Genomic DNA, 24,693 nt, shown 5'->3' with positions numbered 1-24,693 from the left:
AGGTAAGCCGCAGACGGTATCACAATAATACGGCAAGATAAAACCGACCAAGTCAGTTTTCATTTAGAAATGGAATAATATATGTTTTTTCTTGCATCTCACATTAGCTCTTCCATTTATTTTGTAGAAATAAAACACACTCAGCCTGACTTTGCAAAGGGTGTTTGATGCTCAGAATCAAATTGAGAGATAAGCGTAAATTTAATGATTAGGAACGAGGATTCAATAACTCCAGAGCTTTGAGTTGTAAATTAAGTTGCCTCTGATAGAGTATTTCGGTTATGTTCTGACAATGAAGATAACCACCTATGCCCCGGAAGTCGAAGCGCAAATGCGCAATTTTTATCACAGCTTATCGGAAAAAGACCGCCGCCGCTATGCTGCCGTTGAGGCGGCAAAGCTGGGTCACGGAGGAATCACCTACCTTTGTCAGGTATTACACTGCGATGAAGGCACCGTTAGCCGTGGCCTGAAAGAGTTAAAGATGCCGTTGCTTGAAAAGGAGGAACGTATTCGGCAAGCAGGGGGTGGGCGAAAGTCAGTTGTGGAGACGATGGCAGGGCTGGATGAAGCTTTTTTAGCGTAGTAATCCGCTAGAGGCGGCAAGGCGCGCAGAAGAAACAAGCGGCGTCAGAGCTTGAGGAGTAAAGTTGGAATGTCGCGCTGGAGAAGACCGACCCATCACTGGTGCTAATCCGCCCGTTTTTTAGCGTGGTCATGGGTCACGTCGGCGACATTGGTGAGTCCGTGGCAACGGACATCCCGTTTGAAAGAGTGAGTACAACGACGTACCTGAACCAGCGCGACATTCCAATAGAGATAATGGAGGATGTCATGGCAAAGTTCAAGCGAAGTAAATTGGAGTTAATCCATCCGAATGCAGCGGGGATTGATATTGGCTCTGCGAGCCATTTTGTGGCGGTACCGCCGGATCGAGATAACAAGCCGGTAAGGGAATTCAAGAGTTTCACCGCAGACCTGAATGGTTTAGCGGACTGGTTAGAGGCCTGTGAAATTGACACTGTGGCAATGGAATCGACGGGGGTATACTGGATTCCACTGTATGAACTTTTGGAGTCGCGCGGGCTGACTGTGTATCTAGTAAATGCGCGGCACGTTAGAAATGTTTCTGGCCGGAAGTCGGATGTACTGGACTGCCAATGGTTACAGCAACTGATGAGCTTTGGGTTGTTGTCTGGCGCATTCCGTCCGAAAGATGAGATATGTGCACTACGAGCCATATCTCGTCAACGCGATATGCTGATCCGTTATCAGGCGCGACATGTGCAACATATGCAAAAGGCTCTGGCGCAAATGAACATACAATTGGCGAACGTGATTTCGGATATTGTGGGCGAAACCGGTCAAAAGATCGTTCGTGCCATCATTACTGGTGAGAGAGATGGGCACATCCTGGCGAATCTCAAGAGCAATCGCATCCGGGCTGGCAAAGACGAGATTGAGAAATCGTTAGTCGGGAATTGGCGGGAAGAACACCTGTTTGCACTCAAGCAAGCGATGTCACTCTATGACGCCTACAGCGAACGACTCACCGAATGTGACCGGCAGCTTGAAACCATGCTGGCGGCACTTCAGGTGCACAAGGTAGAGATCTGCCAGAAGAAGCGCCGCTCCAATGTCAAGAACGCTCCCAAATTTGATTTGCGTGCCCATCTGATTGGCATGTGTGGGGTTGATTTGACGCGAATTGACGGCATCGAAGTGACGATTGCGATGAAAGTCCTGAGTGAAGTGGGCGCTGACATGAGCAGGTTCAAGAGTGCGAAGCAGTTTGCCTCGTGGCTTGGGTTGTGTCCTGGAACAAAGATATCGGGCGGAAAAGTGCTATCGGGGGCAAGCAAGCGCACAGCGAACCGTGCGGCTCAGGCACTGCGCATGGCGGCAGTTTCATTGAAATCCAGCCAGTCTGCACTGGGTGCCTATTACAGAAGATTATGTGGCAGACTCGACAAGGCAAAGGCAATCACAGCGACAGCACACAAACTGGCGCGCTTGATCTACACGATGCTAACGAAAGGAACCGAGTACGTCGATAAAGGGCAGGAGTACTATGAGGAGCGATATCGTCAACGCGTGTTGCATCATCTGACTGTTCGCGCTCGGAAGCTGGGGTTTAATCTTACCCCTGTTCCTGAGGCTACTTAATATTTGATGTAAAATCATTGTGTTACATTTGTTTCTTGAAAGAGATGTTAAAAAATCATACTGCCGGTTCACCAATGGATGAATCCGTAAAGTGGTCAAATTTGAGCCGCAGCGAAATGGCTGAGAAGCTAAAACAGTGCGGATTTAGCGTGAGTGTGACCGTTGTTGATCAATTGCTCGACAAACATCATTTTCGCCGCCGTCAAGCCTTCAAGGTTGAAGCCGGGAAAAAGAACCTGCCGCATCGGGACGAGCAGTTCAAAAATATCGAGCGCCTCAAAGAAGAGTACCGGGTCCAGGGTAATCCGGTGATGAGTATGGACGTTAAAAAAAAGAATTGATCGGTAATTTTTATCGCCCCGGAAAGCTCTATACCACTGAGGTCGTGCGGGTCAATGATCATGATTTTGCATCCCTGGCAGACAGTAAAATTGTGCCTCATGGGCTGTATGACATCCATCGCAAAAGCGGCTATATCGTATTAGGCACGAGCCATGATACCTCTGAATTCGCTTGCGCCTGTATCCGGCATGGGTGGTTGAACTATGGTCAACTGGACTATCCAAAGGCGACGAGTATTTTATTGCTCTGCGACTGTGGAGGCAGCAATAATGCACGCCACGCTATCTTTAAAGAGGAGTTACAGAAATTGGCAGATGAATTGGCTATTGAGATTCGTATCGCTCACTATCCCCCGTACACGTCAAAATATAATCCCATAGAGCATCGATTATTTCCTCATATCACCAAAGCTTGTAGTGGAGTTATTTTTACCAGTGTCGAGCGGGTCAAAGCAGTCATGAGTAAAGCAAAAACTTCTCAGGGACTAAAGGTCTTTATCTCAATTATTGATAGAGTGTTTGAAACTGGGCGCAAAGTGGCGGATGGCTTTAAAGAAAATATCACCATTGAGTTTGACCCGTTTTTACCGAAATGGAATTATGTTGCTATTCCATCTGCTTGCATAATTTCTGGGGTTATTAAATCCTGATTCCTTAGCGAAATACCTAGTGGTATCAATAAATAAAAAAAGAAAAAAAATACGCCATCAGAAGGGCACTGATTTTGCAAGAATAGGCTGATACTCCCTCATTGATGTCGGCTCACGAGGATAAACAGGCAAGATGCGATTCTTCTCAATTAATCTGGAATGAACTTCAGAACATTACCGTTGATACAATAACGCTTGAAGCTGGGTGGCGGACCATCGTTAAATACGTGGCCAAGGTGAATGCCGGAGCTTGCGCTGCGAACTTCGATCCGCTTCATGCCATGAGAATTATCCTCATGGAGCGTCACCGATCCCTCGATGGGATCGAAGAAGCTGGGCCAACCGGTTTTGCTATCGAACTTCGTCTGGCTAAGAAAAAGTGTAGCACCAGTAACAGGGTCAACAAATTTCCCGGGACGTTTTTCGTCCAAAATGGTAGCAGTAAACGGTGGTTCGGTGCCTTGCTCAAAGGCAATCTTTTGTTGTTCCGGCGATAATAACTGAAAGCCCAGCCATTTCCAGAAATTGGATTGTTCTCCATTATATCCCGTGTATCGGCTAACTTCTTTGCCATTCCTGAACAGTACAATGGTGGGCGCGGCAAATAGCGGTTTTTCCAGTGTCCAACCGGCAGGTGGGTTAGTGTTTATTGTTGTAATGACAGGAATTTCTGCTTGCCAGCGGTTTAAAATATCTTTGTCAAACAGTTTGCAGAATTCACAATTTTCAGCTTCAAATATAACTAATTGCTGTGAAAAGTTTAAATCTTTGCCGTCCAGCATCTCTTGGCGATCAGTAATTGCTTCACTACTTAAAGGGGCATTTTGTGCAGCCTTCTGGCCAGATGCAGGATACTTTACTCCCGTACCGCCAAGGCCGCAGTATCCATTGGGATTCTTCTTTAAATAGTCTTGATGATATTCCTCGGCTGTAATATAGTTTCTCAGTGGCAGGATCTCGGTTGTAATCGGACCGAAGCCGGCGGTATTCAATGCTTGCTGATAAATTTTTTGTGTTGCCAGTGCAAGTTCTTTCTGGGCTGCGTCATGATAATAAATGGCACTTCGGTAATTGCTGCCAATATCATTACCTTGACGGTCACCCTGCGTTGGATTATGGTTTTCCCAGAATTTCGCTAACACAGTTTCCAGCGTTACTTTCTCTGGATCGAAAGTTATCTTGATCACTTCGGCATGATTTCGTCCTGTAGCCTTACCTGCGCGTAGTGCCTTCTCATGATTCAATATCTGCTGGTAGCCAACACCCGAAGAATCACCGCCTGCGTAACCGCTTTCGACATCAACAACTCCGGTAACCTCGCTCATACGCTTCTCTGCCCCCCAAAAGCAGCCCATTCCTAAGACAATATAATCTGTCTTTGAACCGGTATTTGGATGAGATTCTAAAGGGCTCGATATCACAGTTTTCTCCATCGTAAATGATGCCATAATCATTAATAAACTTAATGTTGCCACAATAATAACTTTCATTATTTATCTCTGATGCTTAATTTGATAAATTTTTCGCAATTTTGGGGATTGCCTCAATTCGAGTTTAAATAGATTTTGCATATCTGCCAGTTTATTGACTGAATTACTCATTGCAAGCAATTATTGTCACTCCACTGTAATGCGATGAACGCAGATTAATTTCATTTCTAAACCAAACCTGGCGTCGTCGGCTTTTCTTAGTCGCATTATATATGTTGTCTATGCTCGCCTTCTCATCATTGTTTGATTTAGAAATGGAATAACTCATCTGAAGCAGCAGAAATGCCACAAATTTTCCAGTATTTACGTGCTAATTGAGTTGGAATAAAGGAAATTCTGACCAGTCATCCATATATCAGCCAGTTAGATCAGCTTTCGATACATTCAGTTCCCGTTTAAAAAGATGAATATTTTTTCCTGCACTTACTCAATTATAGTAGTGATTTAATTTCTTTTTCGAGCTCCGCTGGCGTCGTTTGAGGGGCAAAACGTTTAACGATTTGGCCATTGCGATCAACTAAAAATTTAGTGAAATTCCACTTAATCGCTTCTGTTCCTAAAATGCCTTTTTGGTTGGTTTTCAGATACTGATAAAGGGGGTGAGCACTTTCACCGTTTACTTCTATCTTGGCAAATAAAGGAAAAGTCACATCATAATTAAGTGAACAGAATTTTTTAATTTCTTCATCATTACCAGGTTCCTGTCGGCCAAATTGATTACACGGAAAACCTAAAATTTCCAACCCTTTTTCTTTATACTGTCGATATAATGCCTCTAAGCCTTCATATTGAGGAGTAAAACCACATTGACTGGCGACATTGACGATCAGTAATACTTTTCCTCGATACTTATCAAGAACCATATCACTGCCATCATTTTTCTTTACTGAAATTGAATAAATTGTTTGTGCTTCCATTGTGTCCTCTTTTCTCAATGATAAGTTGGATATCTGGAAATATCTTTAGGGTTTCTCTAAAAATTTATATTTACGAGCATCCGCTTCGCGGTTGCCTGTTTACCCCGTTTCGTCACAATACTTCGTTATTTACAAAAATGTTTACTTACCTATCAGTGATATGTTGCGTCAATATTTTTGTTCTCACTTTGTCTTGTTTCGAACTCTGAATTTTTAGAGGCGCCCTTTAGTTTGAAATTCTCAAAGAGAGCTTTTTTAGTTCGTCCGCATAGTTAGCATGTATTTGTTGATCCTACAGTAGCTCTAAAAAAGATAAAACAGCAGAGTAGTTATGTGCTTTTGATTCGCCCAGCTATTTAATATCAATTTTCTTTCCTATCGCAGCCATAATTTTATTGCTGCTCTTTTTTATATAGGGTTTTTTATCATCACTATATTATTTGCATCCAGCTAGTTCTATTTAAGAATTATCTACAGCGACAAAACAAATTTTAAGTTAAAAATTATTTTACTGATGTGCAAGTTTATAAAAAAACATTGTAGCGTTGTGGGTTGTGTATTACGCACACTGTGCAAGCAGTATCATGTAATAAAAAAGAGTTATTTAGAAAAATTCCGTGTCGATTCTTGTGACAATAACTCTGCCAAGTTATTCAACTACACGCTTTTTCATCTGTTATCTACTTCTTTAATTAAACTCATAGCAAAGTTATAGCATAAGCATCGCTATCATTTTGATATATCATTGTAAGAAACAACAAATAAGGTAATCCCCCGGCTATGCCGGGGGATTACCTTATTTATTTACTTCAACAGTACGCTTTTTAACATCTGGAAAACTAAATGATTCCTGGGACACTTTGTCACTGGCAATTTCTTTTCTTTATTCAGTCGAGGTAACAGAATTATAAAGAATTATTGAGGAATTGCCACTTGCCTTCGTGCATATTGGGATTTAGTTGGGTTTTTATCAGGCTGTGCTCAAATGAGCCCGATAGCAAGTAATCACAGCGATGAAATTCTTCGTATGGGTGTGGATACTTTGACGCTAATCATCATAATGCTGAAGTGGTACCCAAAAACTGTACAGGTTGTTAAGCTCTGGCAGAATTAAAAAGGAGCTTAATAACAATGAGTAAAAAGCGCATACAATATTCGAGCGAATTCAAAGCAAAACTAGCGCTGGCAGCGATACGTGGTGATGAAACTGTCCCCCAATTAGCAGCGCGTTATAATGTACATCCCACGCAGATCAATAGCTGGAAACGGCAACTCATTGAGCAAGCTGCCGAGCTGTTTTGTAAAAATAATACTGCCGCCAATAAGGAGCAGCCTACAACAGATGACCTGCACCGGGTTATTGGTCAATTGGCGGTAGAACGCGATTTTTTAGCAAGAAAGCTCAATCATTAAGTCTTGTAGAACGCAAAGAGATGATTGAGCCCCATGGCAAACTTAGTCAAACTCGTCAATGTCAGCTGCTGGATCTGGCGCGCTCAACTTATTATTATCAACCGCAACCAATCAGTAATGCTGATCTGGTTCTGCTGCGCATGATGGATGAACAGTACTTAAAGACGCCACAATATGGCTCACGCAGTTATGCTACCTGGTTTCAGCGCCAGGGAATCATGTTAGGGCGCAAGAAAGCCTCTTCCTTAATGAAGACACTCGGTATTGTCAGCATAGCTCCAAAACCCAGGACCAGCATCTCAAGCAAACAGCATAAGGTCTATCCTTATCTGCTTAGAGAACTTGTCATTAATAAACCCAATCAGGTTTGGGCTGCCGACATAACCTATGTCCCCATGGAGAAAGGCTTTGGCTATCTGGTTGCCATCATCGACTGGCATTCGCGTAAGGTGTTGAGCTGGCGCTTGTCCAATACCTTGGATACTGACTTTTGTACTCAGGCGCTGGAGGCAGCCATCCAGGATTATGGCTGTCCACAGATCATGAATACCGACCAGGGCGTACAGTTTACCAGCGAAGCATTTACCTCCATACTAAAAGATCATCATATTCAGATCAGCATGGATGGCAAGGGGTGCTACTATGACAACATTTTTGTTGAACGACTTTGGCGGACAGTTAAGTATGAGCTTTTATATACCAGAGAATTCAATAATCTGAAGGAGATAAAGCAGAATTTATCCACATGGTTTGAATGGTACAATCAAGAACGATTTCATCAAAGCCTTGACCGTCTTACGCCTGATGAAATCTACTATAGTGATCCAAGAATTGATCGGGTTGCCTGAACCTGTTTAACTATACATATCAGAGCTGAACTTTCTTTCAGGTTGTCCAGTTACAGGGAACCACATCATGCTATCGCTAAATATTACGAAGATGCGGCCAATGAGATGAAAGCAAAACTGCGGGCACAGAAAGAGTTATTGCAAGAATATGAAAAACATCGTTTATTATTATGGGCGACGAGGACAAGATGTTCAGTCACATACTGAAGCTAATATTCGCCAGTATGAAAACTATATCAAAGAGAATATAAAAAAAACGGCTATGCACCGGAAAATGGCACTTCATGCACTAGACAAGAAGTTAGTTTATCTAATAATTGAATGGAAAATAAATTATCGATTAAATAAATTTCAATTAGAAAAAATATTTAAGTTCCAGAATTCCGGTCTTCTAAAAATAGGCTGTCTATCAATTACTGATACGCGGCCTTTTTTGTTTTTATTTGATCAGTGAATTTTGCCGGCGATGCTGTTGAATGCTTTTTTGTTTCTAAATTAAACCAAAACTGCTTTGTTGGCTTCTTCGTGCCACATATTTATACTGTCTGCGGCTCGGCATCGAGTATTATTTCACCGATTAATGCTATCAATACAATACTGCTTCCTTTTGAGCATTGGATTGAGCAAGATTAAGCAATAGTATTGCCGATTTTTGGTCCAAACTGAGCGGTGGAATGATAATTAAATTGCTCGGAGAAGGATTACCATTAGATGATACAATGCGGTCTTCCTTGGCAATAATCACGATTAAGATTGTGGTAAAGCATACTACTTACTCATCTCCTATAATGATTCCTGCTTTCCACGGTTTCATTGTCTCTGCCAACGACAAACACAAACCAACAAGCAGAGGAAAATCATGATAACTTTCACCGCCATCACAGCCAATCCCAGCAAGAATATAATTCATGCTAGCTTGATAGTTGAGCCTAGCCTAATCTTGCATATCGCGCAGCGATAATATCTCCAAGCAATTCTGTAACATTTGCCTTGCTAATTGTTTAGCGTTTATTGCTATTGCTCAGTAGCACTCCGGCAAGCACACCACTGCCGAAAATGACAAGAGCACTAGTAAGCGGGCGCTCCTTAATGTATTTTTCCACACTTTCTCCGGTATCTTCAGCCAGATCGACAACCCTTCCGCTTTGTTTGCTTGCAATATCCTTTACTGAAGATACCAATGAACCAAGGTCGCTAAATTCTTTTTTTAACTGATCCATTTCTTTTCTAAAATCATCTGTCATTGCCATGATTTATTCTCCACTTGAATTAAAAGTTTTGTTAACTGATTAATTAGTTTATAAGCTAAATAGATTATTTCACCTCCTTGAACAAATAATGCGTTCTTGACAGAAGGTTCCATGCAATTTGTAATGCGTTAAAATAAAACATTGCCTGTAATCCACTAAGCTCTTTCTGAATATTTCCTACTTATTAGTTGTAGATCAGATAAATGATGACTAACACAAATGTAGGCACTCCAAGTAACCAGGCTATAAAATATTTTCCCATTTGAGCCTCCTTTTATAAATGCAAGCTGTCTATTAAATTAAGGTTTCACAGGCAGTAGAATAGAGTAGTAAACTATATACTTCTTATGTAAATACTTAATGTTATAAAAACTCGATTTAATCTTGTCTGTGAATCACAGTACGATATAACTTTACAGCAATAAACGGCTTTAGTATGTGCGATACCGTACAAATAGATTTTTGCTTGACGCTGCCTGTTTATAGACGGCAGATATCTATTCTTACCCTAAGTGAATATTATCCGTTTCTAAAGCAAAACTGACTTTGTCGGCTTTACCTTACCGTTTTATTGATACAATCTATGGCTTGCTATCGCGTCATTTTTGATTTGAAAATGGAATTACAAATCTGCAGAGAGTAGACATTATGGGCGTGATTTGGATATTAATGAGGAGGATCTTATGGAGGACTTTTGGTGCTTGTTGCCGGACGTTCTGTCCATAGCTGGGATCAGGGTAATGCCTAAGAATCGGGGGGCAATAAAAATTCCTATAAAACCGTAAGCTGTAATGCCACCAGTCACCCCAAGAACAATGAGAAGGAATGATAGCTTACTTTCGCGACTAATGAGATAAGGTTTGACGAAATTGTCAATACTACTGTTCACGAATGTACCCCATAATATCATGAAGATTGCCCAGCCATAGCGATTCTTGATAGACAAACCAGACATAGCGCCGCCCCATAATAGAGCAGGGCCCATCGGAATCAATGATAAAACAAAAGTGGCGGCACCAAGTAAGAAAGCGCCTGGTATTCCGGCAATGAAAAAACCAATAGTGGCAGCGATAGCCTGTGCTGATGCTGCGCCAAAAATTCCATATACAACCCCAGTCACGATATTATGAATCGTGGCTAGAGGATCAACACCGAAACTGAAGCCAAGAAGCTTTATCATTCCTTTGCGTAGTGTTTGTATCAGAGCTTCACCGTCACGATAGAAAAAGAAGCCAATGAATCCAGCAAATACCATTTGCAGCAAGCTTTGGGCGATTAAAATACCAAGGTTAAGGAGAAAATTTCAGTGTGGCTCAAGTAATTCTTTGAAGAGCATTACCGCTTCGTTTCCACCAGAAATGAGCCCTTGCCAGTAACTATCAAGTTTTGTGCCGAAGAGAGGAAGGTCTGTAAGCCATGCTAGCGGCTTTATCGGACCATGCTTCAGTGCCTCTATAGATGCAGTTACATTACTTCCCAAACTGATGGCAAGCAATGCAGATGGCGAAAGCCAATTATCCATTAGCCAGTGGACAGGTCAAGCGTATGAGCATAACCATGAATAAAATAACGGTAAAACGATACGACTACGTCTTCTGTAGGCAGAAGAAATCTCTAGGTACAGCTTCCTGATAACCTACAATTCCATTTCTAAATCAAAAATGATACGAAGGCGAGCCGCAGACAGTATAAATAATACGATAAAGTGAAAATAATATGATAAGGTGAAGCCGACAAAGTCAGTTTTGCTTTAGAAATAAAATAATTTCGCAAAACAGCTTAAGATCTTGAAGTGGTTTTTGCCTTATGATGAAATCTTGACAAACCAACGCCCAACTTTACCTAGTCGGCTAAACCATAAAGCTATAAGAATTAAGCTTATTTACTTTATATGTGTTGTTCAACTCAAAAGTTTTTGTCCGGCAAATTTAATCAAAGATGGTAGAGTAGTGACTACTCGTTGCCGTAGACGCGGACTCGCGCCAAGTACTATTCCACCGATTAACGCTGTCAATACAATATCGCTACTTTTAATATTGATATTGGGTTGAGTAATAGTATTGCCGACTATTTGCTTTAATTGAGCATTGAAATGGTGAGTAAATTGCTCGGAGATAGGAGTTCCTTTGGGTGATACAGCACGGCCTTGCCTGGCAAAGATCAGGACTAAAATTGTGGCAAAAAATAATATTCCAATTCCCACAATTATCCCTGCCTCCCATGGTTTCATTGTTTCTGCCAACGCCACATACAACCCAATAAACACAAAAACCATGCCTACTACCACCGCCATCACAGCCAATACCAGCAAAGATATAATTAGGGCTAACCTGATTAAGTCTTGCCATAATCTAGCATATTCCATAACGATATATCTCCAAGCAATTTAGGCAATATTTATATCGTAAATTAATTAGCGTTTATGTTTATTATTCCTCAGTAGCATACTGACAACAAAACCACCGCCGAAAGCGATAAGAGCAGTAGTAAGCGGTCGTTTCCTTATATACTTTTCAACACTTTCTCCGGTATTTTCAGCCAGGTCGGCAATTTTCTCGCTCTGTTTGCTTGTAAGATCTTTTACTGAGGCTGCCAATGATCCGGGATTAGATTGCTCGGAGACAGGGCTACCTATATTAGGGGCAACGCGGCCTTGCCTGACAATGATCAGGATTAAGATGGAGGCAACAAATACCACTCCACCACCCACGATTACTGCTGCCTCCCACGGTTTCATTGTCTCTGCCAATGACACATACAGACCAAAAAGTATGAAAATCATGCCAATCATTACTACGATTACAGCTAAGCCCAGTAGGGATATAATTAAGGCCAGCCTGAGTGTGCTTCGCCTTAGTTTTGCATATTCTGTAGCGAGAATATCTCCAACCAATTTTGGCAACATTTATGTCGTTAACCGTTTTAGCGTTTATTGCTCAGTAGCAAACCAACTACAAAACCGCTGCCAAAAGCAACAAGAGTACTCGTAAGTGGCCGTTCTCTAATGTACTTTTCTGCGCTTTCTTCGGTCGCCTTGGCCTGACTGCGTACAATTTCTTTTGCATCTGAAGCAAAGTCGACAACTTTCTCGCTCTGCTTGTCAACAAGGTTTTTTAGGGTAGCTCCCAATGATCCAAGGTCAGACCGAAGGATACTAAGATCTGTTTTTAACTGATCTATTTCGTTGCTATCATCAACTCTATAACTATCTGTTGGTCCCTTGGTTTGTTCTCCCTTTGAAGCTGCTTCTTTATTGGAATCACCTGTGGTTGCCATGATTTTTTCTCCGTTCGAATGAAAAGTTTTGATAATTGATTAATCAGTATATAAGCTGAATAAGCTCTTCCATTTTTTTGACTTAAGCTGCCATGATTTGTTCTCCGATCGAATGAAAAGTTTTGATAATTGATTAATCAATACAATATATCAGCTCAATAAGCTTTTTCACTTTTTTGACCATAGAATGTTCGCTGGATAGAAGATTTCAAGCAATTGGTAATACGTTAAAATAGAATATTTCCTGAAATCTATTAAGCTCTTTGAGTATTTTCTACTTAGAATAACAGATAAATGATGATCAACACGGATATAGGGACTCCGAGTAACCAGGCTAGAAAATATTTTCCCATTTGAGTCTCCTTTTTAAAGTGCAAGTCATTGAATAAAATAGCGCTTCACAGGCAATACAATGGAATAACATGCTTTCATGTAAATACCATGCAAGTATAAAATTTGATTCAGCCTTGTCTGTGAATCACAGTGCGATTTAACTTTACAGTAATAAACAGCTTTAGTATGTGCGATACCGTACAAATAGATTTTTGCTTCAGGTTATCTATTTATAGATGACTGATATGTATTCATACTTGGCTGGTAGTCAGCCCACCTGGATATGACGCGATTTCCGCTCTGCCAGGGAAATCCCTACCGCTTGACGGTGCTTACCAATCATACTATCGCTTTCCCAATCACCTATACGCACGCTCTGCTTTGCATTGAACTTCCGTCGCAGTTTCTGTCAGCGCATATGTTGCACGATCTCACTGGAAGATGGCAGGCTGGATTGAAGCTTTCGGTTTTACCAAAACATGATTTCGCGAAAGATACCACAGGCGCATGTTGTGCATTTGTATCTGCCAGTGTGGAGCGGTGAATCAGTGCGGTTCCCGGCTGAAAATAACAAGTACAATGGCTGTTGAAAGCCGTTTACAGGTCGTGAATTGAAAACCGTTGTGCCAACTGCGCATAAATCATTGCTGCAAATTGTGTCCGACAATCGAGCGCTCGTATCCGGTGATTTCCCACATGGTATTTTACCGCACGATCAAAGCGACAATAGGCGATGTGCTTGAGCAATTGGTGTAATACAGTGTTATCCTATTTCTAAATCAAAACTCACTTCTCACTTTATCCGCTTCACCTTGGCGCATAATTGATATTGTCTGCGGCTCGCCTTCGCGTCATGTTTGATTTGGAAATCGAATTAATATGTTTTAGACTTAAATCCTTGGGTTGGAAAACTTCTGTTTCGAACACATCGATTTTACCCCATCCCCAAGCTCACTCAGGCTTTATCTCTCATAGGGTGATAGCTAGCCGGACAGTAGTGAAAAAAGGAGTAAATAAATACGTATGAGAGGAATATTGTTAGCTTCAATAATTGCTTTGGCAACTAATGCTGTGATGGCTGACTGGTCTTTAGTGGACGAAAGTGCCGATGGTTCAGCAATAATTTATTCCGACTTTGACACTGTTCAAATAGCTGGCAACAAAATTAAGATGTGGTCATTGGGGGACTTTAGGACTGTGAAGGAAACCAATGGAGTCAAATTTTTATCTTCAAAATATCAAAAAGAATACGACTGTAAACTAGGGCAGGTGAGAATGCTTGCATTTATTTTATTTAGCTCAAACATGGGGAAAGGGCAGGTCGTTTATTCAGATAATCAACCCGATAAATGGGCACCTGTAGCAGCTGGAACAGTTGGAGAAACGCTCTGGAGATTAGCTTGCGAAAAAAATATATCAAAAGATTAGCGCAGTATTTTTTAATCATCAAACTGTAGAGCGCTAGTAGGTCATGTAGCAGATGTAATAATTTGGTTTCTGTCAGTATCCTCGGTATGTAAAAATATACGAAAATAATATAATTCCTTACTCGGTTCAACACGCATGGCAAAGTTACATACTCATTACGACAACCTCAAAGTGGCACGTAATGCTCCACTAAAAGTCATTCGTGCTGCATATAAAAAGTTATCACAGAAATTTCATCCGGACAAGAATCCTGGAAATACTGAGGCTGCTCGAATCATGTCGATCATCAACACCTCATATAAAGTGTTGTCTGATCCTGACAAACGTCGAGAACATGATGAATGGATCGCCGGAATGGAAGCAGCGAATTTAATTAACAGGCAAACACATCAAACACCTCCTTCAGCCAGTCAATACTCAGCTGCACAATATTCTACTCACTCTTCTGAAAACACTTTTTTACTTAACCTCTTCCTGCCGATATTCAATCCAATCAAGGGTATTGTTATATGGACATTCATTTATGTCATTGGTATTAGTATGCTAATTGGCACTATTTTGCTTGTTGACAGCGTCATTGAGTTTTTTAGAGGAAAAAGTTAACTTTTTCCTGACCCAAAAGCGTATAAAATAACACCAGTACCAATTCACACTGAATATGTGCCTCAGTATAGGGGTAATTCCATTTCCAAATTAAAAATGGCGCAATGGCGGACTGCAGGCAATTTCAATAATACGGCAAGGTGAAGACGATCAAGTCGGTTTTGTATTGGAAATGGAATAAAATCGTCTCTCTTGACCAATATTTGCAAGTTATGTCAAAAAATTATTAACGGTTTCACGCGAACTGCCTTTCGACAGTATCAATAGATTATTACATATAAATATTATTTCTTTTGATTTATGCTAAATTCATAAGCCATCTGGCTCAATAACACTACAATATCAAAATCATCTGTATTAATTAGGGGGCTACTAAAAATTGGTGTTTTAAACCATACGAGGCAAGAACAAAAAATGTTGACGCAGCATATGATGCTATGTAAAGAAAGAGAAATTTTTTGTAAACAACGCGATATATTGTAACGAATATGGCGTTTTACAGGTATTTTATGCTCAATTCAAGATTATTGGTTCCTCTAATGGCCACATTGGCTGAGCAAAGTAATGCGACTGGTTTTGCTACAAACTTTGCCAGAATGGTGTAAATTTTTTTCTTCTGCCGTGCAACACCGCAAGTTACACGGCAAATGTCTGATACCGATTTGTTGACATTATGTTTTTAGCTGTCCTTCTCAGTTATCATCATTCCTTCAGAGTTGTGGTTAATAATGAGCGAAAACTATCTTGTAGGTAACCAGGCTATTTTATTCATCTTGAGCTGATGCGATACCAGGAGCGGAAAAAAACACAGTACGACAATAATGGATGAATCGTAGTAATTTCTCAGAATATATTACAAAAGAACCTCGGATAGTCCGAGGTTCTTTGTTTTTCAGATCAATTTTATAATGACCTGATATTGGCTGCTTGTTTACCTTTAGGTCCGGCAGTCACTTCGAAAGTGACACGTTGAGCCTCTTTCAGAGACTTGAAGCCGTTACTATTAATAGCGGAAAAGTGTGCAAACAAATCCTCTCCACCATCATCTGGAGTAATAAAGCCATAACCCTTGGAATCATTGAACCATTTAACTGTACCTGTTGCCATTTTATTTCCTTAAAAATTAATTGAATCATATAGTGATCAGTGTTTATAACTGATGTGTTGTTAGGATATCGAGAAAATTAGATAAAAAAAATACGTGTAAGCACGTAGTAAGCTATTAAATAAACATTCTCGTTATGAATGAACCGGCCTTTCCCTTTGGTGTAGTGGATGTGGTTGCTGAGGCTGACGGTTCTACATCCAAGGCCGCGTCCTGTCGGGCGCCACGTCATAGGCTAGCCGTGCATAACTTCTGCTGGTTTAATCATTCACGCGGACTTAGGTTGTTAATGTGAATCAAGAGTTAACTCGTAAAGAAATCCAGAAAAACACAGCCACAGCCAGCTTCCGCAATATGAGTTGAGGCGAAATCTGATTATTGGACAGAAAAACTTCGCACATTCAATAAAATCGCTCTAACTTAGGTTAATTTGGTTTTTTAGGTATTTTTAGAGGTGCCTTAAAATGTTCTCCATACCCAATTCACTAGGGAACGCAGCATGGGTGTTTGATTCATCGCGGCTTATAGGAGTAAAATAAGATTTTGTCATAGAGATTGCTTTTCTAAATATGTTAAAAGTTTAAAAAAACAAATAGATTTAAAATAGCGGCAACGATTTTTTTGCTATTTTTTTAAGCTTTTCTGTCACTTTTTGGTTTTGAGGTATTTTCCTTCTCTAAAACTGAAACTCTGAAGTCTACTTTCTAGAATTTTTAGATGAGAGTCTAAACATTGAATATCACTTTGAAAATTTTCGGTTTAAGTTTGTGGTTAATTTTTAATGTAGTGAATGCCGAAAATATACGTATACCAATTAAATCCGGGCCGAATGGAGCTGTAACTTTTGATAGCAATATTACGAATGACGGAATGCAAGACCGGATGAACTCAGTTGGTGGTGGTTTTTCAAGTATAAGTGGACATCGCGCAAATGCCACAGTTAATATAAAAAGAGGAGAGGGAACAATAAATTATGCACGTAAAAATTCGAATGGAGCTGTCACATTTAATAGTAATTTTTCGAATGATAAAGCGGCTCCTCTGATGAACTCAGCTGGTGGGAGTTTTTCAAGTACAAATGGGCATGGTGCAAATGCTACAGTTAATATAGAAAGACGAGATGGAACAATAAACTACTCACACAATAATTTGAAGAGAACTATCACATTTGATACCAATCTTTCGAATGACGGAACAGGACTTCAAATGAACTCAATCGGTGGTGGCTTTTCGGGTAAAAGTGGACATGGGGTAAGTGCAACAGTTAATACAACAGGAAGTGTTGGAGCAATATATTATATACACACAAATAATAAGACGAAAATCAAATTTAACAGCGGCGTGAATATTAACAATGGTAATCATGCTGCAAATATCGGAGTTCAGATTCCCTTCGGTGCGAAATAATTCGCCTAGCCGATCAAGGTAATTAGCTCAGCTGAGCTTTAATGCTTAACGCAAATAAGGCGGAATAGGTTCTCCAAAGAATTCGCGCATTAAAAAATTTTCGAGTCCCTCGCTATCTCCTGGGCGTGCAGACAGGACAACGACGCGATTAAGGCGAGGTGATTCCCAGTTAAAGTCTTCCTGATGATACTGACGAATGAGTTGGATCATCCTGCGTATGATTGCACGTTCAATGTCGCCGTCCGGTCCTGCTTTCACTTCAATTAATTCCCGCCGTGGATTGATGTCGCCAGTTGTCCAGGCGCGAAACGAGAACTGCGCATAACGCGGGCCAATATGGATAATCTGAAAAACGCCACTGGTACCAGGTATTTGTAAATTGCGTTTAACTTTCGCCATCCTGATCTCTTCCGCTGAGGGCTGAGGTTTAGTATTAGTATCTTTGTTGTCCTCAAGCCCATCAAGAATACCGGCTGGCCGACTTTGTTTCATTTTTCTCTGATTAATATACTCCGATAAATCGGCCGGTGCAGCGGCATCCTTTTTTTGTGGAATCTTAGTTTTGGTTTCTTTCTTGGGTGGTGTAGCTTTTACCGTTCCAGTCGTATCCTGCTTAACACGAGGTGGTATGGGGGGGGCGAGCGGCTTGGTGCGCGGAAGTGGTGGCATTGCCAAATCTGGTGCTATTTCTGCTTGCTGTACTTGATCCTGAGGCTGTGTCTCGATGCCTTTGGATGGTGGCGGCGCAGGTTCCTGTGGTTGTGCGAGTTCCGGAAGTTCCAGAAATTCCGCTTCAATCGCGTCAGGGATATCAATGCTGACTTTGATTTCGGGCTCTGTCAGAAAAAAACCGAATGCCCAGATGATGATCAGCCAAATTAGCAGCGCCAGTGGCAGTGGCCACCACAAACGAATTTCCCTTGTTCTGAAGCTGTTCATCGCTATGGGCTTTATCAAACTATTTATCAAGGAATATAAATTATTTATACTGAACCGCGATCAGAAAATGCTGCACACCCGCATTCCGCGCTCGAAGCATCGCCTGAACCACAATGCCCTGTGGTGCTTCATTATCTGCCGAAACGATCAGTTTTTGCTTGGCATCATGAAGCAGCGGTTTGAGCGTGCTAGCCAAAGTATCAAGGGTGACAGATTCTTTATTGATAAAAATTTCACTGTTCTTGGTCAATGTTAAAGTTACCGGTTTTTCGGTACTAAGTTTCTCGGCTTGACCTTCAGGTAAGTTAACTTGCACAGAATCCAGCTTCTGCATGGATAACGAAGCCAACATAAATGTCGCGAGCAGAAAGAACATGACATCAATCATGGGGATAATCTGGATATAACCTTTACGTGGGGTTCTGGATTTACGTAGTTTCATGGATATTTTCCTTTTGATCCAGCCGAATATGATCGATCAGGCGTGTACCGAGGCGTTCCATTTCATCCATGGTTTGTGATTGCAGGCGTGAGAAATAATTGAATCCAAATAACGCAACCAGCGCGATAACCAAACCAATAACGGTGGCGATGAGCGCTTCGGCAACACCACCTGTCACTGCGGTGGGGTTGACGATGCCTTCATTGCCGATAACTTGAAAGGCGCTCATCATGCCGACCACGGTTCCTACAAGTCCCAGTAGCGGCGCGGCTGTAACGATGGTTTCCAGCGCCCAGAGCCGGCGGGCCAATGAATTCTCAATTAGTTGGGCTTCATCTGCTGCACGTGACTCCGTCCACCAGAATGGTTGATGCCGATTGGAGATTACCACTTCAAAGAACCGCTTGTAATAGTGGCGTTTATCTAGCCCTGACAGGATTTTTTCCAGATCTTCCCACTTGAAACCATAGGTTTCGATGAGATTCAGCAAATCGTTCGATAGACGGGCAAAGCGCCAGTAAACAAATGCTTTTTCGAGCATTATCGCCAAGGCGAGGACACCCAGCAAAGATAACGGCAAAATAATGATTCCGCCCAGTTTTAACATGATCCAGGCTTGGTTAAGGTATTCCATTTATAAACTCCAGATGGGGTATGTTTTTATAACTTGTGATTCGAAACAGCCGTTGCCTTGGACTTAAGCTATTAATACCGAACAATCAGCGAGCTTCTGGGCATTGCATGCGAACTTCAAGATATTTCTTCGCAAAGTATGTGGCGGCTATTTTTGAGTTTGTATTCTCTATTTTAAGCTACAAACTGAGAAAGTAGGTCAGGAATCTATTGCTGCTACCACATAAGTAATCTTTGACTATGTCTAGGGTCAACTTTCTCGTGGCAACCTTGAATTTCTGAGTAAATGCGCCTTGCCTTTACTTCGATGGGTATCAACTAGGGCTAGCTACCATCAGCTATTTTTCCTATGCGTTTCTGATAAAAGCTGCTAAGAGTGCCATATTTTATTGCTAAAAATTTCTAGAAGTGATGGCATATGATAAGGCCGAAGATTTGCTGCTTTCGTGGCCAGATAACCTCCTTTCAAAACGCTGTGACTGTATTCGAGAAAGCAGTTATGATAAGCAAGTAGTCTGGATTTAGTGTAAACAGTGATTAATTAGTGCTGAGGTATTCTTTCTTCAAGCTGAATGATATATTTGCTTGATACAAGTTTCCAATTTCTTACCAGCATGAATCGTTTTTTTTCGGATAGTAATCAGTATCAAATAGGACAATTAGAACAATTTGGTGACAGATTTATCATTGAAAAACAATTCTATTTCTCTGTTTGTTCATCTGCTTGCAAATATAAATATAGGGCGATGACCTGCTAATCTGTATGATTATTTATTTAAACCAATAGTTTTACGTCGTACGTGATACTAACTACTATTAACTTTATCACAAATAAAAATTTGATAATAAAGAATTGCTTTTACTTCATAGATACAATTATAGTTTGTTTCATAAAAAATAATATTAAGTTATAGTTAAGTTATAGCTATTAAACTGATTTTAATATACATCTAATAAGTTGGAATTAAGGAGATATGTATGGCATTGCGTATTAATGATCAAGCACCTAATTTTCAAGCAGAAACGACACAAGGAAGGATTGATTTTCATGAATGGATTGGAGATCATTGGGTAGTATTATTTTCTCACCCAAAGGATTTCACACCTGTTTGCACTACAGAATTAGGTTATATGGCCGGTATTCAATCTGAATTTGATAAGCGCAATACTAAAATTATCGGGCTTAGTATTGACCCGCTTAATGATCACGAGAAATGGTTGAAAGACGTTGAAGAGGTTGGTGGTTCACGGGTTAGCTATCCTGTTATTGCAGATACTGATCTGCACGTAGCTAAACTCTATAATATGTTCCCTGCAGATGAGACAGGCTCAGCAGAAGGACGGACAGCGGTTACAAACGCGACCGTTCGTTCAGTATTTATTATTGGTCCTGATAAAAATATCAAGCTTATGATGACTTATCCCATGACAACCGGTCGTAACTTTAATGAGATCTTGCGAGTAATTGATTCAATGCAGCTAACCGCAAAACACAAAGTCGCAACGCCCGTGAATTGGGAACAAGGGGAAGATGTCATCATTGTTCCTTCAGTTAGCAATGATGAAGCTAAGAAAATTTATCCACAAGGTTGGGAAACAGTGAAGCCATACCTGCGCAAGGTAAAGCAACCATAATTTATTCATAGTTCCTGTGGTATCGCGAGAAAATATTAAATATTAATATTTTAGAATTAATGGAAGGGCATGAGATCGTTGGTTTTGTGGCGGGTTTCGGTACCACTTTCGCAGCCGCTCCAGATTTGCTCGCGATACTTAAACGAAGGAGTTCTCAAGGTATGAATCCTACCATGGCAGGCATTATGGGCTCGTTTCAAATCATGTGGGTATATTACGGTATTTTAATTGATTCAATGCCTGTAGTTGTCTGGAATATTATTGCAGTGGTAATTAATTTTCTCATGGTAGGTGTATTTTTTTACTTTGCCCGCATCGGGAAAAATTAACTGGCTGAGCAAAATCTACAAGCCGCTACAAGCGCTTCAGGCGTAACGATGAAACCTGGACTTACGTCACTCCAGCTTGCATTATGTTGAGGGGATTAACCTGGCGCTGGAATTTATAAATAGTTTTAAAATTGAGACTGCTTTTCCACTGGAATATAACTAATATGCTCTGATACTCTCATTTAGCCTTCTCGGTCGTATTCTTACCCTGATTTCTCTCCCCTTAAAAATACCAAAAATCAAAGTCCTTTTCTTTCAATCAGCCGTAATCGCGTAAATTTTTGATCGTTAATCCGTGCATTTGACAATTTATTGCATCTTTATTATCTTCGCCTTTCATAAAAAGGCTACTCATCTCTCTTATACATGATAATCCGGAAGAATCGAAGGAAAAACCGATAATGATCAGTCCTTATCGTCAGCATCGCCGGATACTTATTGCAAGTCTGGCCGGAACGGCTGTCGAATATTACGATTTTTATATTTACGCGACGGCGGCGGCATTAGTATTCGGTCCATTGTTCTTCCCAGCCAGTTCGCCAGCTGCGCAATTGATGCTGTCATTCATGAGCTTTGGTATTGCTTTCATTGCACGCCCGTTTGGTGCAGTATTATTCGGTCATTTCGGTGATCGGATCGGACGAAAATCGACATTAGTCGCATCGTTGATGCTAATGGGAGTGTCGACCGTGCTGATTGCATTTTTGCCGACTTATGCGATGGTCGGCTGGGTTGCGCCATTATTGTTGTGCATTCTGCGCTTCGGTCAGGGACTTGGCCTTGGGGGAGAATGGGGCGGTGCAGCACTACTGGCGGTTGAGAATGCTCCTCAGGGATGGCAGGCACGTTTCGGCATGGCCCCGCAACTGGGCGCACCTGTTGGCTTCCTTGCTGCCAATGGGCTGTTCCTGCTAATTGGCATAGGACTGAGCGAAGCGGAATTTGCAGCGTGGGGCTGGCGTATCCCGTTTCTGGCCAGTGCTATTCTAGTCGGGCTAGGCCTGTGGGTGCGCCTGAAGATCAACGAAACGCCTGAATTTGCTCAAGCTCTCTCACATGAGCCTCCAATTCCGGTTCCCATCAGTGAGTTGATCCGCAATCATACGTTAGCTACCTTCGCCGGGACTTTTGCGGTGGTAGCCTGTTTCGCGATATTTTACCTTTCAACTGCTTTTGCACTTGCCCATGGCACGACCGTCTTAGGATATAACCGTGAGGTTTTCCTGGCAGTCCAACTTGCTGCTATTCTGTTTCTAGCGCTGGGTATCATCGTCTCGGGTGTGCGTGCTGATGCAACCAGTGCTGTGCGAGTTTTGACATGGGGATGTGCTGCGACGGTCGGTATAGGATTGATATTTGGATCACTTTTAGGTTCGGGTTCGCTATGGGTAGTATGGGCAATGCTATCACTCGCATTGTTCGTGATGGGCTTTGTCTATGGCCCACTCGGCGCGTGGTTGCCGTCGCTGTTTCCAGCGAGGGTGCGTTATACCGGTACATCAGTAGCTTTTAATGCGGGTGGCATTCTGGGCGGAGCAGCCGCTCCGATTGCTGCGCAGACACTCAGCGAAATAGGCGGTACATCCCTTGTGGGTCTTTACCTGACAGTGGCTGGAGTGTTCAGTCTTGTGGGGTTAGTACTGGCTCAGCGGTTTAAAGCAAAGTAAGCTGCGAGCTCTGCCCATAATACGTCGAGCACCTACACCATCGACCTGGTTCTATAACTAAATCAAAACTGACTTTGGCGGCTTTCCTTGCCGTATTATGGATATGATCTGCGGCTCACCTTCGCGTCATGTTTGATGTGGAGATGGAATGATACATCATTGCCTTATTTTTATTCTTTATTCAGATACAAGTCCATATCAAGATTGGATTGTCGGATTTTGCAGGATTGAGAATGTTATTTTCAGCAAATCCGAAATGTAATAAATTTAAAAACGCATGAGTCCGGTCAAACATCCTAAAGGTTTATACCTTTTGTTTTTTACAGAGATGTGGGAGAGGTTCAGCTACTACGGCATGCGGGCCATCTTCACATTGTTTATGATCAAAGCTTTGTTTTTCGATAAAGCGCTGGCCTCTGAGATTTATGGAAATTACACTGGCCTGGTTTACTTAACGCCTTTAGTAGGTGGTTACGTAGCTGATCGTTATTGGGGGAATAGAAGAACCATCCTTGTGGGCGGAGTCTTGATGGGGATGGGGCATTTCTGCATGTTTCTATCTGCATCGAATTACAGCAATATTGCCTTCGCACAACCCATGCTATTCTTGGGTCTGGGATTGCTCATTTTGGGTAACGGTTTTTTCAAACCTAATATCTCTACCATGGTCGGTCAACTTTATCAGGCGGGGGATAAACGTATTGACGCTGCCTTCACCATTTTTTATATGGGTATTAATTTAGGAGCATTCTTTGCTCCGCTTGTTTGCGGTGGCTTTGGAGATACTGGAAATCCAGCAGATTTCAAGTGGGGCTTTCTTGCCGCCTGCATTGGTATGATCATTAGTATTCTTTCATTTGAATTGCTTAAAAACAAACTTATCATAACACCGACAGGTGAAGGTATTGGATTGGTACCAAAGAACAAAGTGTTAGCAGAGAATGAAGCTAAAGTACCAAAGATACCGCTTTCTCAGTCAGTCAGTTGGGCGATGGCCTCTATTGGTTTATTTATCGTATTTTACAGCCTTATGGAGTTAGATGTCATTGGATCAGCTATTTTTTCCCTCACTATTATCGGCCCTGCTGCCATCATTGCCGATAAAACGCTTACATCAATTGAGAAACAACGCATAGGAGTGATTTATATTCTTGCCTTTTTCGTTATTTTTTTCTGGGCAGCATTCGAACAAGCAGGCGCATCATTGACTTTTTTTGCAGAAGAACAAACTGATAGAAATCTATTCGGCGCAGAAATTCCAGCAAGTTTCTTTCAATCGATTAACGCCGTATTTATTATAATTTTGGCTCCCGTTTTCGCCTTTATCTGGACATTCTTAGGTCAACGCAATTTGGAACCATCTTCACCTACTAAACAAGCATTCGGGTTGTTGTTTTTATCGATAGGCTATCTCGTGATTGCATGTGGCGTACAAGGAGTGGATCCAGCAATTAAAGTTAGTTTTATGTGGTTAACTAGTCTGTATTTATTGCATACTATTGGTGAATTGTGCTTATCACCAATAGGTTTAGCGATGGTTGTAAAATTAGCCCCTGAGAAATTTGCTGCGTTGCTAATGGGAGTATGGTTTTTATCAACTGCAGCTGCAAACAAATTTGCAGGTACATTAAGTTCTTTGTATCCTGATCCTGCTTTCCCTGTCCCGCCGAAATTTATAATATTTGAAATCAATGATCTATATGAGTTTTTCATGATCTTTGTCATTTTGTCCGGGCTTGCATCCTTGCTTCTATTTATACTCACCAAGACATTACAAAAAATGATGCACGGTGTGCAATAAGTCTGTTTGTACTAGCAGAA

At 41.4% G+C, this 24,693-nt stretch carries 28 protein-coding genes and 1 pseudogene; 15 read left to right on the top strand and 14 right to left on the bottom strand.

The features are described from left to right. Nucleotides 1–292: 292 nt before the first annotated feature. From AAW31_RS02575 to AAW31_RS02565, 3 genes and pseudogenes are all read left to right on the top strand, one after another. The gene (locus AAW31_RS02575) at nucleotides 293–586 is read left to right on the top strand and encodes a hypothetical protein (protein ID WP_046849032.1); all 294 of its coding nucleotides are present in this window, start codon (nucleotides 293–295) and stop codon (nucleotides 584–586) included. A gap of 248 nt (nucleotides 587–834) precedes the next feature. Further along, nucleotides 835–2,166: an IS110 family RNA-guided transposase gene (locus tag AAW31_RS02570; RefSeq protein WP_046849031.1), complete on the top strand. Its 1,332-nt coding sequence runs from the start codon at nucleotides 835–837 to the stop codon at nucleotides 2,164–2,166. Between the two features lie 44 nt (nucleotides 2,167–2,210). Further along, nucleotides 2,211–3,157: pseudogene (locus AAW31_RS02565) on the top strand (ISAzo13 family transposase). A 149-nt stretch (nucleotides 3,158–3,306) separates the two neighbouring features. Here AAW31_RS02565 and msrA read toward each other — a convergent pair. Together msrA and AAW31_RS02555 are read right to left on the bottom strand one after the other, a co-directional pair. Continuing rightward, nucleotides 3,307–4,647: a peptide-methionine (S)-S-oxide reductase MsrA gene (gene msrA, locus AAW31_RS02560; protein ID WP_082110320.1), complete on the bottom strand. Its 1,341-nt coding sequence runs from the start codon at nucleotides 4,645–4,647 to the stop codon at nucleotides 3,307–3,309. Nucleotides 4,648–5,078: 431 nt separating this feature from the next. Continuing rightward, entirely contained in the window at nucleotides 5,079–5,564 is a 486-nt protein-coding gene (locus AAW31_RS02555; RefSeq protein WP_046849030.1) for a glutathione peroxidase, read from the bottom strand. A 1,131-nt stretch (nucleotides 5,565–6,695) separates the two neighbouring features. On the opposite strand from AAW31_RS02555, the gene AAW31_RS23365 reads away from it, so the two are divergent. The 4 genes from AAW31_RS23365 (at nucleotide 6,696) to AAW31_RS21100 (ending at nucleotide 8,458) form a co-directional block, all read left to right on the top strand. Continuing rightward, nucleotides 6,696–6,977 (top strand): IS3 family transposase, encoded by a 282-nt coding sequence (locus tag AAW31_RS23365; protein ID WP_036503716.1) that lies wholly within the window; start codon nucleotides 6,696–6,698, stop codon nucleotides 6,975–6,977. Between the two features lie 20 nt (nucleotides 6,978–6,997). After that, the gene (locus AAW31_RS02545) at nucleotides 6,998–7,825 is read left to right on the top strand and encodes an IS3 family transposase (RefSeq protein ID WP_046848692.1); all 828 of its coding nucleotides are present in this window, start codon (nucleotides 6,998–7,000) and stop codon (nucleotides 7,823–7,825) included. Between the two features lie 148 nt (nucleotides 7,826–7,973). After that, a complete protein-coding gene (locus AAW31_RS18680) occupies nucleotides 7,974–8,279 on the top strand; it encodes a hypothetical protein (protein WP_052752037.1) in 306 nt (101 codons plus the stop codon). Next, complete coding sequence (locus AAW31_RS21100) at nucleotides 8,276–8,458, top strand: hypothetical protein (RefSeq protein WP_158441353.1); 183 nt, start codon at nucleotides 8,276–8,278, stop codon at nucleotides 8,456–8,458. The genes AAW31_RS18680 and AAW31_RS21100 overlap by 4 nt, the downstream gene beginning before the upstream one ends. 139 nt (nucleotides 8,459–8,597) lie before the next feature. Here the strand turns inward: AAW31_RS21100 and AAW31_RS21095 are convergent, their stop codons facing one another. The 7 genes from AAW31_RS21095 to AAW31_RS02510 all read right to left on the bottom strand — a co-directional run bounded on the left by AAW31_RS21095 (nucleotide 8,598) and on the right by AAW31_RS02510 (nucleotide 12,351). Continuing rightward, entirely contained in the window at nucleotides 8,598–8,735 is a 138-nt protein-coding gene (locus AAW31_RS21095) for a hypothetical protein (RefSeq protein WP_158441351.1), read from the bottom strand. A 91-nt stretch (nucleotides 8,736–8,826) separates the two neighbouring features. Beyond that, a complete protein-coding gene (locus AAW31_RS02535; protein ID WP_046849029.1) occupies nucleotides 8,827–9,075 on the bottom strand; it encodes a hypothetical protein in 249 nt (82 codons plus the stop codon). Nucleotides 9,076–9,721: 646 nt separating this feature from the next. Then, on the bottom strand, nucleotides 9,722–10,330 hold the full coding sequence (locus AAW31_RS02530; protein ID WP_052752036.1) for an AI-2E family transporter: 609 nt from the start codon (nucleotides 10,328–10,330) through the stop codon (nucleotides 9,722–9,724). 48 nt (nucleotides 10,331–10,378) lie between these two features. Further along, complete coding sequence (locus AAW31_RS22530; RefSeq protein ID WP_052752035.1) at nucleotides 10,379–10,597, bottom strand: hypothetical protein; 219 nt, start codon at nucleotides 10,595–10,597, stop codon at nucleotides 10,379–10,381. Nucleotides 10,598–10,975: 378 nt separating this feature from the next. Next, complete coding sequence (locus tag AAW31_RS02525; protein WP_052752034.1) at nucleotides 10,976–11,440, bottom strand: hypothetical protein; 465 nt, start codon at nucleotides 11,438–11,440, stop codon at nucleotides 10,976–10,978. Between the two features lie 48 nt (nucleotides 11,441–11,488). Beyond that, entirely contained in the window at nucleotides 11,489–11,980 is a 492-nt protein-coding gene (locus tag AAW31_RS02515; protein ID WP_052752033.1) for a phage holin family protein, read from the bottom strand. 17 nt (nucleotides 11,981–11,997) lie between these two features. Further along, nucleotides 11,998–12,351: a DUF883 family protein gene (locus tag AAW31_RS02510; protein ID WP_144412817.1), complete on the bottom strand. Its 354-nt coding sequence runs from the start codon at nucleotides 12,349–12,351 to the stop codon at nucleotides 11,998–12,000. 616 nt (nucleotides 12,352–12,967) lie between these two features. Between AAW31_RS02510 and AAW31_RS02505 the strand changes: the two genes are divergently transcribed. Further along, the gene (locus AAW31_RS02505) at nucleotides 12,968–13,228 is read left to right on the top strand and encodes a hypothetical protein (protein WP_046849028.1); all 261 of its coding nucleotides are present in this window, start codon (nucleotides 12,968–12,970) and stop codon (nucleotides 13,226–13,228) included. A gap of 53 nt (nucleotides 13,229–13,281) precedes the next feature. On the opposite strand, the gene AAW31_RS23360 is transcribed toward AAW31_RS02505, so the two are convergent. Beyond that, nucleotides 13,282–13,431: a DUF4372 domain-containing protein gene (locus tag AAW31_RS23360; protein WP_082110319.1), complete on the bottom strand. Its 150-nt coding sequence runs from the start codon at nucleotides 13,429–13,431 to the stop codon at nucleotides 13,282–13,284. A 288-nt stretch (nucleotides 13,432–13,719) separates the two neighbouring features. Here AAW31_RS23360 and AAW31_RS02500 point away from each other — a divergent pair, with 288 nt between their 5' ends. Next, complete coding sequence (locus tag AAW31_RS02500; protein ID WP_144412816.1) at nucleotides 13,720–14,112, top strand: surface-adhesin E family protein; 393 nt, start codon at nucleotides 13,720–13,722, stop codon at nucleotides 14,110–14,112. Between the two features lie 135 nt (nucleotides 14,113–14,247). Beyond that, nucleotides 14,248–14,715 (top strand): J domain-containing protein, encoded by a 468-nt coding sequence (locus tag AAW31_RS02495; RefSeq protein ID WP_046849026.1) that lies wholly within the window; start codon nucleotides 14,248–14,250, stop codon nucleotides 14,713–14,715. A 903-nt stretch (nucleotides 14,716–15,618) separates the two neighbouring features. Here the strand turns inward: AAW31_RS02495 and AAW31_RS02490 are convergent. Beyond that, a complete protein-coding gene (locus AAW31_RS02490) occupies nucleotides 15,619–15,822 on the bottom strand; it encodes a cold-shock protein (RefSeq protein ID WP_046849025.1) in 204 nt (67 codons plus the stop codon). Nucleotides 15,823–16,552: 730 nt separating this feature from the next. Between AAW31_RS02490 and AAW31_RS02485 the strand changes: the two genes are divergently transcribed. Beyond that, nucleotides 16,553–17,227 (top strand): hypothetical protein, encoded by a 675-nt coding sequence (locus AAW31_RS02485; protein WP_046849024.1) that lies wholly within the window; start codon nucleotides 16,553–16,555, stop codon nucleotides 17,225–17,227. Nucleotides 17,228–17,272: 45 nt separating this feature from the next. On the opposite strand, the gene AAW31_RS02480 is transcribed toward AAW31_RS02485, so the two are convergent. From AAW31_RS02480 to AAW31_RS02470, 3 genes are read right to left on the bottom strand one after another with little or no spacing between them, the layout of a single operon-like run. Continuing rightward, nucleotides 17,273–18,184: a hypothetical protein gene (locus AAW31_RS02480; protein ID WP_235264475.1), complete on the bottom strand. Its 912-nt coding sequence runs from the start codon at nucleotides 18,182–18,184 to the stop codon at nucleotides 17,273–17,275. 22 nt (nucleotides 18,185–18,206) lie between these two features. Beyond that, nucleotides 18,207–18,608 carry an ExbD/TolR family protein gene (locus AAW31_RS02475; protein WP_046849022.1) on the bottom strand — a complete coding sequence of 134 codons (402 nt, stop codon included), beginning with the start codon at nucleotides 18,606–18,608 and terminating at the stop codon, nucleotides 18,207–18,209. Next, nucleotides 18,595–19,242, bottom strand: coding sequence for a MotA/TolQ/ExbB proton channel family protein (locus tag AAW31_RS02470; RefSeq protein ID WP_046849021.1), 648 nt, complete (start codon nucleotides 19,240–19,242; stop codon nucleotides 18,595–18,597). The genes AAW31_RS02475 and AAW31_RS02470 overlap by 14 nt, the downstream gene beginning before the upstream one ends. 977 nt (nucleotides 19,243–20,219) lie before the next feature. On the opposite strand from AAW31_RS02470, the gene AAW31_RS02465 reads away from it, so the two are divergent. The 4 genes from AAW31_RS02465 (at nucleotide 20,220) to AAW31_RS02450 (ending at nucleotide 24,673) form a co-directional block, all read left to right on the top strand. After that, nucleotides 20,220–20,876 (top strand): peroxiredoxin, encoded by a 657-nt coding sequence (locus AAW31_RS02465; protein ID WP_046849020.1) that lies wholly within the window; start codon nucleotides 20,220–20,222, stop codon nucleotides 20,874–20,876. 59 nt (nucleotides 20,877–20,935) lie between these two features. Beyond that, nucleotides 20,936–21,205, top strand: coding sequence for a SemiSWEET family sugar transporter (locus tag AAW31_RS02460; RefSeq protein WP_046849019.1), 270 nt, complete (start codon nucleotides 20,936–20,938; stop codon nucleotides 21,203–21,205). Between the two features lie 401 nt (nucleotides 21,206–21,606). Next, nucleotides 21,607–22,872 (top strand): MFS transporter, encoded by a 1,266-nt coding sequence (locus AAW31_RS02455; RefSeq protein ID WP_046849018.1) that lies wholly within the window; start codon nucleotides 21,607–21,609, stop codon nucleotides 22,870–22,872. 277 nt (nucleotides 22,873–23,149) lie between these two features. Continuing rightward, nucleotides 23,150–24,673 (top strand): peptide MFS transporter, encoded by a 1,524-nt coding sequence (locus AAW31_RS02450; RefSeq protein WP_046849017.1) that lies wholly within the window; start codon nucleotides 23,150–23,152, stop codon nucleotides 24,671–24,673. Nucleotides 24,674–24,693: the final 20 nt, after the last annotated feature.

The sequence above is a fragment of the Nitrosomonas communis genome, from assembly GCF_001007935.1.
Classification (GTDB): Bacteria; Pseudomonadota; Gammaproteobacteria; order Burkholderiales; family Nitrosomonadaceae; genus Nitrosomonas; species Nitrosomonas communis.
Note: the sequence above shows the minus strand (reverse complement) of the source record. Positions and strands in the feature narration are given on the sequence as shown.

Bases quoted from the DNA above. Each gene is read 5' to 3' on its own strand.
- AAW31_RS02575 (WP_046849032.1), top strand. From the start codon at position 293: ATGAAGATAACCACCTATGCCCCGGAAGTCGAAGCGCAAATGCGCAAT.
- AAW31_RS02570 (WP_046849031.1), top strand. From the start codon at position 835: ATGGCAAAGTTCAAGCGAAGTAAATTGGAGTTAATCCATCCGAATGCA.
- msrA (WP_082110320.1), bottom strand. From the start codon at position 4,647: ATGAAAGTTATTATTGTGGCAACATTAAGTTTATTAATGATTATGGCA.
- AAW31_RS02555 (WP_046849030.1), bottom strand. From the start codon at position 5,564: ATGGAAGCACAAACAATTTATTCAATTTCAGTAAAGAAAAATGATGGC.
- AAW31_RS23365 (WP_036503716.1), top strand. From the start codon at position 6,696: ATGAGTAAAAAGCGCATACAATATTCGAGCGAATTCAAAGCAAAACTA.
- AAW31_RS02545 (WP_046848692.1), top strand. From the start codon at position 6,998: ATGATTGAGCCCCATGGCAAACTTAGTCAAACTCGTCAATGTCAGCTG.
- AAW31_RS18680 (WP_052752037.1), top strand. From the start codon at position 7,974: ATGAAAAACATCGTTTATTATTATGGGCGACGAGGACAAGATGTTCAG.
- AAW31_RS21095 (WP_158441351.1), bottom strand. From the start codon at position 8,735: ATGAATTATATTCTTGCTGGGATTGGCTGTGATGGCGGTGAAAGTTAT.
- AAW31_RS02535 (WP_046849029.1), bottom strand. From the start codon at position 9,075: ATGGCAATGACAGATGATTTTAGAAAAGAAATGGATCAGTTAAAAAAA.
- AAW31_RS02530 (WP_052752036.1), bottom strand. From the start codon at position 10,330: ATGGTATTTGCTGGATTCATTGGCTTCTTTTTCTATCGTGACGGTGAA.
- AAW31_RS22530 (WP_052752035.1), bottom strand. From the start codon at position 10,597: ATGGATAATTGGCTTTCGCCATCTGCATTGCTTGCCATCAGTTTGGGA.
- AAW31_RS02525 (WP_052752034.1), bottom strand. From the start codon at position 11,440: ATGGAATATGCTAGATTATGGCAAGACTTAATCAGGTTAGCCCTAATT.
- AAW31_RS02515 (WP_052752033.1), bottom strand. From the start codon at position 11,980: ATGTTGCCAAAATTGGTTGGAGATATTCTCGCTACAGAATATGCAAAA.
- AAW31_RS02510 (WP_144412817.1), bottom strand. From the start codon at position 12,351: ATGGCAACCACAGGTGATTCCAATAAAGAAGCAGCTTCAAAGGGAGAA.
- AAW31_RS02505 (WP_046849028.1), top strand. From the start codon at position 12,968: ATGACGCGATTTCCGCTCTGCCAGGGAAATCCCTACCGCTTGACGGTG.
- AAW31_RS02495 (WP_046849026.1), top strand. From the start codon at position 14,248: ATGGCAAAGTTACATACTCATTACGACAACCTCAAAGTGGCACGTAAT.
- AAW31_RS02490 (WP_046849025.1), bottom strand. From the start codon at position 15,822: ATGGCAACAGGTACAGTTAAATGGTTCAATGATTCCAAGGGTTATGGC.
- AAW31_RS02475 (WP_046849022.1), bottom strand. From the start codon at position 18,608: ATGAAACTACGTAAATCCAGAACCCCACGTAAAGGTTATATCCAGATT.
- AAW31_RS02470 (WP_046849021.1), bottom strand. From the start codon at position 19,242: ATGGAATACCTTAACCAAGCCTGGATCATGTTAAAACTGGGCGGAATC.
- AAW31_RS02465 (WP_046849020.1), top strand. From the start codon at position 20,220: ATGGCATTGCGTATTAATGATCAAGCACCTAATTTTCAAGCAGAAACG.
- AAW31_RS02460 (WP_046849019.1), top strand. From the start codon at position 20,936: ATGGAAGGGCATGAGATCGTTGGTTTTGTGGCGGGTTTCGGTACCACT.
- AAW31_RS02455 (WP_046849018.1), top strand. From the start codon at position 21,607: ATGATCAGTCCTTATCGTCAGCATCGCCGGATACTTATTGCAAGTCTG.
- AAW31_RS02450 (WP_046849017.1), top strand. From the start codon at position 23,150: ATGAGTCCGGTCAAACATCCTAAAGGTTTATACCTTTTGTTTTTTACA.